This is a genomic window from Actinomadura sp. NPDC048032 (assembly GCF_040653175.1).
Taxonomy (GTDB): Bacteria; Actinomycetota; Actinomycetes; order Streptosporangiales; family Streptosporangiaceae; genus Spirillospora; species Spirillospora verrucosospora.
In genome coordinates this window covers 1-9601 of record NZ_JBEZJP010000327.1, presented here as the reverse complement: position 1 = coordinate 9601, position 9601 = coordinate 1, and the positions used below count along the sequence as shown (strand labels likewise).

Here is a 9601-nt window from a genome sequence, read left to right as displayed (position 1 = left end):
GGGTCCGGGTGGGGGGGCGACCCCCCACACCCCCCGGTTCGCTTCGCTCATATGAGGACCACAACCTCCAGAGTCCGCGGGCCGTGCACGCCCTCCACCCGGGACAGCTCGATGTCGCTCGTCGCGGACGGGCCCGACACGAACGTCAGCGGGCGCCGCGGGTCGAGCCGTTCGAGCGCCTCCGGCACATCGGCGGCGACCTGGCCGGCGAGGACGACGATCAGGTGGTAGTCGGGGACGAGGGACAGGGCGCGCGGCCCCTGGCCGGCGCCGTGGTCCAGCACGATCGTGCCGGTCTCCGCGACCGCCGCCGCGCAGCCGGTGACCGCCCCGGCGAGGCCGTCGAGGGAGGCGACCGACGGGTCGCGCACGAGCTCCGCCCCCGTCGCGGACGTCCACTCCTCCGGCAGGCCGGAGGGGACGCCGTAGGCGCCGGGACGGGCCGCGAGCCGTTCGGCGACGGTCGAGGCGACGTCGGCCGCGGCGACGCGCAGGACGGTCGCGCGGTAGTCGGCGACCCGCTCGGCGAACAGGTCGAGGATCGCGTCCTCGTGGTGGCGGCGCAGGTAGCCGCGGTCGATCCGCCCGTAGGCGGCGGCGACCTCGGCGGCGGGCCGGGCGGGCGCCGCCCGCTCGATCCGGCGCAGGATCTCCTCGCGCGCGTTCACCGTTCCCCCTCCTCGCGCCCGCCGCCGGTCCGGGCCCACCAGGCGCGGAACGACTCGGGCGGCGGCGCGGGCGCGTCCCGCGTCTCGGTCCAGGCGCCGAGCGGCCCGGGCAGCGTGAAGGTCGACCTCCCGGTCGATCTCGCCGTCGTGGTGGCGCATCACCGCCCGGTCGGAGCCGTCGAAGTCGGACGTGGTGAAGCTCAGGCTGCGCGGGAAGTAGCTGGTGTCCACCCGGACGACCCGGGCGCCCTTCGCCGTGAGGCTCCGGACGACCGGGTCGACCGTGGGGTCGAAGTCCTGCGTGAGGACGAGGACCTCGGCCTGGCCGCCCACCGTCAGGCGCACACGTCGTCGAGGATCTTGTCGCCCCAGGGCGGCACGCCTGATCCCGTTGTCGTGTAGGAGCTGTAGCCGGCGGTGACGTCCTCGCCGTCCGGGCCGACCCAGGTCTGGGTCACGGGGTCGTAGTGGCCCGCCTGCGGGTCGGCCGCAGGGGCGCCGTCGTCGGGCGTGCCCCACGGGGTGGAGTAGGCGTAGCCGAACGGCCGCTCGTCACCGTCCGGGGTGGGGACCGCCGCCGGGTCGAACCCGGCGTGGTCGGGGGAGATGAAGGCGCGCGTGGTGCGGAGCGCGGGCCTGGTCAGTGTTCCGGGCATGGGCGTGCCTTTCTGCTGGGCGGACATGCGGGTCCGACATGCGGGCGTGCGGGGGCGACGCGGGAGCGCGCGAGGGGGAGCGAGGAGGGCGGGGGAGGACCCGTGGGCGGCCGCTAGGGGGAGGTCGGCTCGGTGATCCCGATGATCCCCGGGATGTCGCCGGAGAAGGTCCAGGTCAGGCTGGTGCGGTCGTAGTGGCCCGCCGCGAGTCTCGTCGTCCGCTCCGGTTCGTGCTCGTCGGGGCGCTCGTAGAGGTAGGCCAGCGGGGCGCGGGGGCTGGTGCGGGTTCGGGCCCGGGACTCGGTCGGCCTGGCGCGGACGACCAGGTCACCGCCGTCGAGCTCGGGCGGGTCGAGACGGAGGAAGGGGGGCGGGTCCAGCGGGCCGGTGCCGCGGGTCATGACAGCGGGCCTCCCGGAGATCACCGGCGATCACAAGATCAAAGTGACATGGATCACCGGCCTCGGCAAGGCGCGGTCATGTCCGTATCCGGCCAGCGGACGGGGAGGGCCGGGCATAGCCGTTCGGTCATAGCCGCAGGGGGATTTGGTATTTGCCAGGCATAGCTTCGCGGGCGAGTATCGGGGAGTCGAGCCACGCGGGAGGGGACGGATGAAGGCTGAGCACTACGTCGGCGGGGTGTTCCGTTCGGACGGTCCGGCCTTCCCCCTCATCGCGCCCGCGGACGGCACCGAGCTCGGCTCCGTCCCCGAGGCCACGCGGGAGGTCGTCGACGACGCCGTGGCCGCGGCCCGTTCCGCGCTGAAGGGCCCCTGGGGCGCGATGGCCGCCGAGGAGCGGGCCGCGGCGCTGCGGCGCGTCGCCGACGGCATCCAGGCGCGGTTCGAGGAGTTCGTGGACGCCGAGGTCGCCGACACCGGCCGGCCCCGCGCGTTCGCCGAGACCGTCGACGTGCCCCGCGCCGTCGGCAACTTCCGCGCCTACGCCGACCTGCTGTACGGGCGCCCGGAGCGCGCCTACACCACGCGCGTCCCGGGGTGGAGCTCCGGGACGGGCGAGGCGCTCAACTACACGGTGCGGCGGCCGCTCGGGGTCGTGGCGGTCGTCTCGCCGTGGAACCTGCCGCTGCTGCTGTCGACCTGGAAGATCGCGCCCGCGCTCGCGTGCGGGAACGCCGTGGTGGCCAAGCCCTCGGAGGAGACGCCCTCGACCGCGACGCTGCTCGCCCGGGTGATCGACGAGGCGGGCCTGCCCGGCGGGGTGTTCAACCTGGTGCACGGGCACGGCCCCGGCGCGGCCGGGGAGTTCCTCACCGGGCACCCCGGGGTGGACGCGATCGCGTTCACCGGCGAGTCGGCCACCGGCGCCGCGATCATGCGGAACGCCGCCGACCACGTCACCCCCGTCTCGTTCGAGCTGGGCGGCAAGAACCCCGCGCTCGTCTTCGCCGACGCCGACCTGGACGCCGCCGTCGACGGGACGGTCCGCTCCTCCTTCACCCACTCCGGGCAGATCTGCCTGTGCACCGAGCGCGTCTACGTGGAGCGCCCCGTCTTCGAAAAGTTCGTCGCGAGGCTCGGCGAGCGGGCCCGCGCGCTGGACGGCTACGGCCCGATGATCTCGGCCGGGCACCGCGACAAGGTCCTGTCGTACCTCCGGCTCGCCCGCGAGGAGGGCGCCACGGTCGTCGCCGGCGGCGGCGCCCCGCGGTTCGGGGACGCCCGGGACGGCGGCTTCCACGTCGAGCCGACCGTCCTCACCGGGCTCCCCGAGACCGCCCGGGCGGTGCGGGAGGAGATCTTCGGGCCGGTCTGCCACGTCGCGCCGTTCGACACCGAGGACGAGGCCCTGGCGCTCGCCAACGACAGCCCCTACGGGCTCGCCGCCACGGTGTGGACGCGGGACCTGTCGCGCGCGCACCGGGTCGCGCCGCGCGTCGAGACCGGGATCGTCTGGGTGAACTGCTGGAACCTGCGCGACCTGCGCACCCCGTTCGGCGGCGTGAAGGCCTCCGGGATCGGCAGGGAGGGGGGAGAGTACTCCCTGGACTTCTTCTCCGAACCCGTCAACGTCTGCGTCCAGATCTGAGAGCGAGCCCAGTGACCACGAACATCGAGGCCGCCGCCGAGCGGCTCCTCGGCGCCCACGCCGGTGGCACGCCGTGCGCGCCCGTCCGCGACCTGATCACCACGGCGGACGACGCCTACGCCGTCCAGGACCGGCTGACCGACCGCTGGCTGGGGGAGGGGCGCCGCCTCGTCGGCCGCAAGATCGGCCTGACGTCGCGCGCCGTCCAGGCGCAGATCGGGGTGGACAGCCCCGACTTCGGGATGCTGTTCGCCGACATGGCCGTCCCGGACGGGGAGGAGATCCCCGCCGGCGCCGTGCTGCAGCCGCGCGCCGAGGCGGAGGTCGCCCTCGTGCTGGAGCGCGACCTGACCCACGAGCGGCACACCGCCGCCGACGTCATCCGCGCGACGGCGTTCGCGCTGCCCGCCATCGAGGTGGTCGGCAGCCGCGTCCGCGACTGGGACATCACGCTCACCGACACGGTCGCCGACAACGCCTCCTCCGGCATGTACGCGCTCGGCAACCGCCCCGTCCCGCTCGCGGACGTCGACCTGCGCCTGTGCGGGATGGTGATGGAGCGGCGCGGCGAGCAGGTCTCGACCGGCAACGGCGCCGCCTGCCTCGGGCACCCGCTGAACGCCGCGCTCTGGCTCGCCGACACCCTCGTCCGCGTCGGCCGCCCCCTGCGCGCCGGCGACACCGTCCTGACCGGCGCGCTCGGCCCCGTGGTCCCGGCCGGTCCGGGCGACGTGTTCGAGGCGTGCATCGACGGACTCGGCGACGTCCGCGTCGCCTTCGGCAAGGAGGAGTCCTGATGGCGGACGTGCACGCGCTCGCGGCGGCGCTCGACGAGGCCGCCCGGGACGTCCGGGCGATCCCGAAGCTGACCGCCCGGACGCCGCTGGACGTGGCGACGGCGTACGCGGTGCAGCGCGCCGGGATCGAGCGGCGCCGCCGCCGGGGCGAGCGGCTCGCCGGGGTGAAGATGGGGTTCACCAGCCGCGCCAAGATGGTCCAGATGGGCGTGGACGACGTCATCTGGGGCCTGCTGACCGACGGCATGGCGGCCGAGTCCTCGGTGGACGTGTCCCGCCTCATCCACCCGCGGATCGAGCCCGAGATCGCCTATCTGATCGGCCGGGAGGTCCGCTCCCCGGCCGAGGTCGAGTCCGCCGTGGCGGGCGTCGCCGTCGGGTTCGAGGTGCTCGACTCCCGCTACGAGGACTTCGCGTTCACGCTCCCGGACGTCATCGCCGACAACGCCTCGGCGGCGCGGTTCGGCGTCGGCGCCTGGCACGCGCCCCGCGACCTGTCGAACGCCGGGCTGCTGCTGGAGATCGACGGCCGGCCGGTGCAGACGGGCTCGTCCGCCGCGATCCTCGGGGACCCGGCGCGGTCGCTGCGGGCGGCGGCCCGGCTCGCGCTCGGCGCCGGGATGACGCTGGAGCCGGGCTGGATCGTCCTCGCCGGCGCCGCGACGGCCGCGGTCCCGCTGCCGAAGGACGCCCACGTCCGGGTCGTCGGCGCGGGCCTCGGCGCCGTGGAGGTGACGACCTGATGGACGACGCGATCCTCGTCGAGGGCAAGGCCCCGCCGCGCGGCCGGTTCCCGCACCTGCGGCGGGCCGGCGACCTGGTCTTCGTGTCCGGGACGAGCTCGCGCCGCCCGGACGGGACGTTCGCCGGGGCGAGCGCCGACGCGATGGGCGTCACCGACCTCGACGTCCGGGAGCAGACCCGCGCCGTCATCGAGAACATCCGCGACCTGCTGGAGGCGGCCGGCGGCGGCCTGTCCGACGTCGTCAGCGTCACCACCTACCTGGTGAGCATGAACGACTTCGGCGGCTACAACGAGGTCTACGGCGAGTACTTCGACGAGACCGGGCCCGCCCGCACGACCGTCGCCGTCCACCAGCTCCCGCACCCGCACCTGCTCATCGAGATCTCGTGCGTCGCGCACATCCCGCAGGCGACGCGGACCGGAAAGGAGGGCGGAGCATGACCCTGCCCCAGCTGTCGTTCGGACGGCCGTTCAACTTCGACGCCTGGATCGAGGAGCACCGGGACCTGCTGAAGCCGCCGGTCGGCAACGTCCAGGTCTTCGACGACGCCGGGCTGATCATCATGGTGGTCGGCGGGCCCAACCAGCGCACCGACTTCCACGACGACCCGACCGAGGAGTTCTTCTACCAGCTCAAGGGCAACATGGTGCTGCGGGTCATGGAGGAGGAGGGCCGTCCGCCCGCCGACCTGCAGATCAACGAGGGCGACGTCTTCCTGCTGCCCCCGCACGTCCGGCACTCGCCGCAGCGGCCCGAGCCCGGGTCGATCGGCCTGGTCGTGGAGATCCCGCGCCCGGAGGGCCTCACGGAGGCGTTCGAGTGGTACTGCACCGAGTGCCACCACCTCGTCCACCGCGCCGAGCTCCAGGTCCGCTCGATCGTGGACGACCTGCCGCCCGCCTTCGAGCGCTTCTACGGCGGCGACCGCAAGTGCCCGAACTGCGGCGCGGTGCACCCGGGCCGCCAGTGGCCGCGGTCCATGACTCCGACGACGGCGCCCCGTGTCTGACGGGGCCTCGGTGACGGTCTTCGACGTCCACACGCACGTCTTCCCGGTGATCGGCCGCGACGAGGGGCGGATGCTCGCCGACGAGGGCCAGCCGTGGCTGCGGGTCGACGGCGGAGGCGCCGGCATGATGATGTGCGGCGACGCGGAGTACCGCCCCGTCGGGGAGGCGCTCTGGGACGCCGCGCGCCGCGTGGCCGACATGGACGCCGCGGGCGTCGACCGGCAGGCCGTCTCGTCCACGCCGCTGATGTTCGGGTACGCGGCCGAACCGTCCCGCGCCGCCGACTGGTGCGACTTCGTGAACGACCGCATCCTGGCGTTCTGCTCGGACGCCCCCGACCGGCTCCTGCCGCTGTGCCAGGTGCCGCTCCAGGATCCGGAACTCGCCTGCGCGGTCGCCGAGCGGGCGGCCGCCGCCGGGCACCGCGGCGTCCACATCGGCAACCATGTCGGCGACCGCAACCTCGACGACGAGGGGATCACGGCGTTCCTCGCGTACTGCGCGGAACTCGGCCTGCCCGTCCTCGCGCACCCGTGGGACATGCTCGGCGCCGACCGGATGCGCGGCCACATGCTGCCGTGGCTGGCGGGCATGCCCGCCGAGACGCAGCTGAGCATCCTCGGGCTGATGCTGTCGGGCGCGTTCGAGCGGCTCCCCGAGTCCCTGCGGCTGTGCTTCTGCCACGGCGGCGGCAGCTTCGCGTTCCTGCTCGGGCGGGCCGACAACGCCTGGCACCGCCGCGACATCGTGCGCGCCGACTCGCCGCGCCCCCCGTCGGAGTACGTCGGCCGGTTCCACGTCGACTCGGCCGTGTTCGACCCTCGCGCGCTCCGCCTGCTGGTGGACGTGATGGGCCCCGAACGGGTCATGCTCGGCACCGACTACCCGTTCCCGCTCGGCGAGAAGGACCCCGGCGCGACGATCCGCGCGTGCCCCGGTCTGGACGACGCCGAGCGCGCCCTGCTGCTCGGCGGCAACGCGGAGGCGTTCTTCGCGCCCGCCCTCGACCTGGTGACCACCGAAGGAATGGCGCAGTGACCCTGGAGGACGAGGCGCGGCGCCTCGACGAGACCGATCCGCTGCCCACGCTGCGCGGGGAGTTCCTCATCCCGCCCGCGCCGGGCGGGCCGCACGCGGAGGCCGCCTACTTCGCGGGCAACTCGCTCGGGCTCCAACCGAGGAGCGCGGCCGGGCTGCTCCGCGAGGAGCTGGACGACTGGGCGCGGCTCGCCGTCGAGGCCCACACGCAGGGCCGCCGCCCCTGGGTGGCGTACCACGAGCTGCTCCGCGAGCCCGCCGCCCGCCTCGTGGGCGCGCTTCCGCACGAGGTCGTCGCGATGAACTCGCTGACGGTCAACCTGCACCTGATGATGGCGAGCTTCTACCGGCCCGCCGGGACGCGCACCCGCATCGTCATCGAGGACGCGGCGTTCCCGTCCGACTCCTACGCGGTGGCGAGCCAGGCCGTCCACCACGGGCTCGACCCGGCCGCGACGGTCGTGCGGCTCAGGCCCCGCGACGGCGAGGACGCGCTGCGCACCGAGGACGTCCTCGCGTTCCTCGACCGCGAGGGCGACACGGTCGCGCTCGTCCTGCTCGGCGGGGTCAACTACCTGACCGGCCAGCTCATGGACATGGCGGCGATCACCAAGGCGGGCCGGGCCGCCGGCGCCGTCGTCGGCTGGGACCTCGCCCACGCCGCCGGGAACGTCCCCCTGCGGCTGCACGACTGGGACGTGGACTTCGCCGCCTGGTGCACCTACAAGTACCTCAACGGCGGACCCGGCGCCGTCGCGGGATGCTTCGTCCACGAGCGGCACGTGCGGGACGCCTCCGTGCCGAAGCTGGCGGGCTGGTGGGGCACCGACCCCGCCGTCCGGTTCCGGATGGACCCCGACATCGCGCCGCCCGCCTCCGCCGACGCCTGGCAGCTGTCCAACCCGCCGATCATGGCGCTGGCGCCGGTGCTGGCCTCCCTGGAGATCTTCGACCGGGTGGGGATGGACGCGCTGCGCGCCAAGAGCGGGCGCCTGACCGGCTACCTGGCGGACCGGCTCGCCGGGATCGGCGCCGAGGTCGTCACGCCGTCCGACCCGTCGGCGCGCGGCGCGCAGCTGTCGGTGCGGGTGGCGGACGCGGGCGGGCTCGTCCGGCGGCTCGCCGAGGCCCACGGCGTCGTCGCCGACGCGCGCGAGCCCGATGTCGTCCGACTCGCGCCCGTCCCGCTGTACTGCACGTTCCACGACTGCCACCGCGCCGCCGCGGCCCTCGCGGATCTTCTTTAGGTGTGTCGGTGCATGGGCTCGCCCCGCATCGGGTAAGTTCGTCTGCGTTGCACGATGGCGTCGGCCCGGCCGGCCGGCGCCAAGCAGTCTCGAAGCGTTTTCTCCGGGTGACCGGCGGGCGTGAGTGAGTCCGCTTGCAGCCCGGCCCCGTCGACCGGCGGGCCGGAGACGTTTTACCCGGAAGGGAAAGACCATGGCCGAAGGCACCGTGAAGTGGTTCAACGCTGAGAAGGGCTTCGGGTTCATCGCGCCCGACGGCGGCGGCCCCGACGTGTTCGTCCACTACTCGGCGATCACGACCAACGGCTACCGCAGCCTCGACGAGAACCAGCGCGTCGGGTTCGAGATCACCCAGGGCCAGAAGGGCCCGCAGGCCGAGGGCGTCTACCCGCTCTAAGGTCCCGCCGGATCTCAGCTGAGGCCGGGAGCGCTCGCGCGTTCCCGGCCTTTCGCACGTCCACGGCCGGGCGCCCGCCTAGGGCACCGCCTTCTCGGCGCGGCCGGAGGCCGCGGCCGCGGGTCGCCCGGCCGCACCGCCGCCGGGCGGGTTCAGGGCCCCGGCCGTCACGGTCATCACCGCGACCACGCAGGTGATGAGCGCGAACGCGGCCGGGTAGGACAGGGCCCCCGCCGTCCAGCCGGTGATGGCGGGCGCGGTCAGCCCCGACAGGTAGGTGATCGTCGCGACGCCCGCGACGCCCTCGCCCGGGGTGGCGCCGGCGGCGCCCGCCGCCGCGAACACCAGCGGCACCACGGTCGCCACGCCGGCGCCGAGCAGCGCGAACCCCGCGATGGCCGGCCAGGGCTCGCGGGACGCCACCACGAGCGCGCCGCCGAGGACGGCCACCACGCCTCCGCACCGGACGACCCGGGCCGGGCCGAGGCGCCGCACCAGCCGGTCGCCGAGAAGCCGCGTCCCCGCCATGCACGACATGAAGACCGTGTACGCGGCGGCGGCCAGTCCGGGGCCCGCGTCCGCCACCTCGGTCAGGTAGACGGCCGTCCAGTCGGCGCTGGCGCCCTCGGCGAACGTGGCGCAGAAGCCGACGACGCCGATGGCCAGAACGGCCCGGGTCGGCAGCGCGAAGCGGCGCGGCGCCGGGGCGCCGGGGGAGGGCCGGGCGTGCAGCAGCCGGCGGCCCGCCGGCGCGCCCACCACCAGCAGCACGGCCGCGACCAGGCCGAGGTGCAGCCGGGCGTCGACGCCCGCGTGCGCGGCCAGGATCCCGATGCCGCCCGCGACGAGGCTGCCGACGCACCACAGGCCGTGCAGCCCGGACATGACCGGCCGCCCCAGGTACCGCTCGACCGACACCGCGTGCGCGTTCATCACCACGTCGGACATGCCGGCGGTGGCCCCGAACAGCAGCATCGCCGCGAACAGGAAGGC

At 74.7% G+C, this 9601-nt stretch carries 13 protein-coding genes; 8 read left to right on the top strand and 5 right to left on the bottom strand.

Annotation, left to right across the window (positions count from 1 at the left end; translation table 11 throughout):
• Positions 1–47 precede the first annotated feature (47 nt).
• From AB0C69_RS31170 to AB0C69_RS31155, 4 genes are all read right to left on the bottom strand, one after another.
• Entirely contained in the window at positions 48–371 is a 324-nt protein-coding gene (locus AB0C69_RS31170; RefSeq protein WP_360358606.1) for an LUD domain-containing protein, read from the bottom strand.
• 293 nt (positions 372–664) lie between these two features.
• The gene (locus AB0C69_RS31165) at positions 665–781 is read right to left on the bottom strand and encodes a lactate utilisation protein LutB domain-containing protein (protein ID WP_360358605.1); all 117 of its coding nucleotides are present in this window, start codon (positions 779–781) and stop codon (positions 665–667) included.
• A 222-nt stretch (positions 782–1003) separates the two neighbouring features.
• Positions 1004–1324 (bottom strand): hypothetical protein, encoded by a 321-nt coding sequence (locus tag AB0C69_RS31160; protein WP_345179113.1) that lies wholly within the window; start codon positions 1322–1324, stop codon positions 1004–1006.
• 113 nt (positions 1325–1437) lie between these two features.
• Entirely contained in the window at positions 1438–1725 is a 288-nt protein-coding gene (locus AB0C69_RS31155) for a hypothetical protein (protein WP_345179112.1), read from the bottom strand.
• 211 nt (positions 1726–1936) lie between these two features.
• Here AB0C69_RS31155 and AB0C69_RS31150 point away from each other — a divergent pair, with 211 nt between their 5' ends.
• The 8 genes from AB0C69_RS31150 to AB0C69_RS31115 all read left to right on the top strand — a co-directional run bounded on the left by AB0C69_RS31150 (position 1937) and on the right by AB0C69_RS31115 (position 8608).
• On the top strand, positions 1937–3373 hold the full coding sequence (locus tag AB0C69_RS31150) for a 2-hydroxymuconic semialdehyde dehydrogenase (RefSeq protein ID WP_360358604.1): 1437 nt from the start codon (positions 1937–1939) through the stop codon (positions 3371–3373).
• 11 nt (positions 3374–3384) lie between these two features.
• Complete coding sequence (locus AB0C69_RS31145; protein ID WP_360358603.1) at positions 3385–4170, top strand: fumarylacetoacetate hydrolase family protein; 786 nt, start codon at positions 3385–3387, stop codon at positions 4168–4170.
• Entirely contained in the window at positions 4170–4913 is a 744-nt protein-coding gene (locus tag AB0C69_RS31140) for a fumarylacetoacetate hydrolase family protein (RefSeq protein ID WP_360358602.1), read from the top strand. Before AB0C69_RS31145 ends, AB0C69_RS31140 begins: the two co-directional genes overlap by 1 nt.
• Positions 4913–5356, top strand: coding sequence for a RidA family protein (locus AB0C69_RS31135; protein WP_179848452.1), 444 nt, complete (start codon positions 4913–4915; stop codon positions 5354–5356). The genes AB0C69_RS31140 and AB0C69_RS31135 overlap by 1 nt, the downstream gene beginning before the upstream one ends.
• Complete coding sequence (locus AB0C69_RS31130; RefSeq protein ID WP_360358601.1) at positions 5353–5925, top strand: 3-hydroxyanthranilate 3,4-dioxygenase; 573 nt, start codon at positions 5353–5355, stop codon at positions 5923–5925. Before AB0C69_RS31135 ends, AB0C69_RS31130 begins: the two co-directional genes overlap by 4 nt.
• The gene (locus AB0C69_RS31125; RefSeq protein ID WP_345179101.1) at positions 5918–6964 is read left to right on the top strand and encodes an amidohydrolase family protein; all 1047 of its coding nucleotides are present in this window, start codon (positions 5918–5920) and stop codon (positions 6962–6964) included. The genes AB0C69_RS31130 and AB0C69_RS31125 overlap by 8 nt, the downstream gene beginning before the upstream one ends.
• The gene (gene kynU, locus AB0C69_RS31120) at positions 6961–8211 is read left to right on the top strand and encodes a kynureninase (RefSeq protein ID WP_360358600.1); all 1251 of its coding nucleotides are present in this window, start codon (positions 6961–6963) and stop codon (positions 8209–8211) included. The genes AB0C69_RS31125 and kynU overlap by 4 nt, the downstream gene beginning before the upstream one ends.
• A 193-nt stretch (positions 8212–8404) precedes the next feature.
• Positions 8405–8608 carry a cold-shock protein gene (locus AB0C69_RS31115; protein ID WP_067639228.1) on the top strand — a complete coding sequence of 68 codons (204 nt, stop codon included), beginning with the start codon at positions 8405–8407 and terminating at the stop codon, positions 8606–8608.
• 78 nt (positions 8609–8686) lie between these two features.
• On the opposite strand, the gene AB0C69_RS31110 is transcribed toward AB0C69_RS31115, so the two are convergent.
• Positions 8687–9601, bottom strand: a 915-nt coding sequence (locus AB0C69_RS31110) for an MFS transporter (protein WP_360358599.1), incomplete at its 5' end; no start/stop codon positions are given.

Excerpts from the sequence above, each read along its gene's own strand:
- AB0C69_RS31160 (WP_345179113.1), bottom strand. The coding sequence starts at position 1,324 with ATGCCCGGAACACTGACCAGGCCCGCGCTCCGCACCACGCGCGCCTTC.
- AB0C69_RS31155 (WP_345179112.1), bottom strand. The coding sequence starts at position 1,725 with ATGACCCGCGGCACCGGCCCGCTGGACCCGCCCCCCTTCCTCCGTCTC.
- AB0C69_RS31150 (WP_360358604.1), top strand. The coding sequence starts at position 1,937 with ATGAAGGCTGAGCACTACGTCGGCGGGGTGTTCCGTTCGGACGGTCCG.
- AB0C69_RS31140 (WP_360358602.1), top strand. The coding sequence starts at position 4,170 with ATGGCGGACGTGCACGCGCTCGCGGCGGCGCTCGACGAGGCCGCCCGG.
- AB0C69_RS31135 (WP_179848452.1), top strand. The coding sequence starts at position 4,913 with ATGGACGACGCGATCCTCGTCGAGGGCAAGGCCCCGCCGCGCGGCCGG.
- AB0C69_RS31130 (WP_360358601.1), top strand. The coding sequence starts at position 5,353 with ATGACCCTGCCCCAGCTGTCGTTCGGACGGCCGTTCAACTTCGACGCC.
- AB0C69_RS31115 (WP_067639228.1), top strand. The coding sequence starts at position 8,405 with ATGGCCGAAGGCACCGTGAAGTGGTTCAACGCTGAGAAGGGCTTCGGG.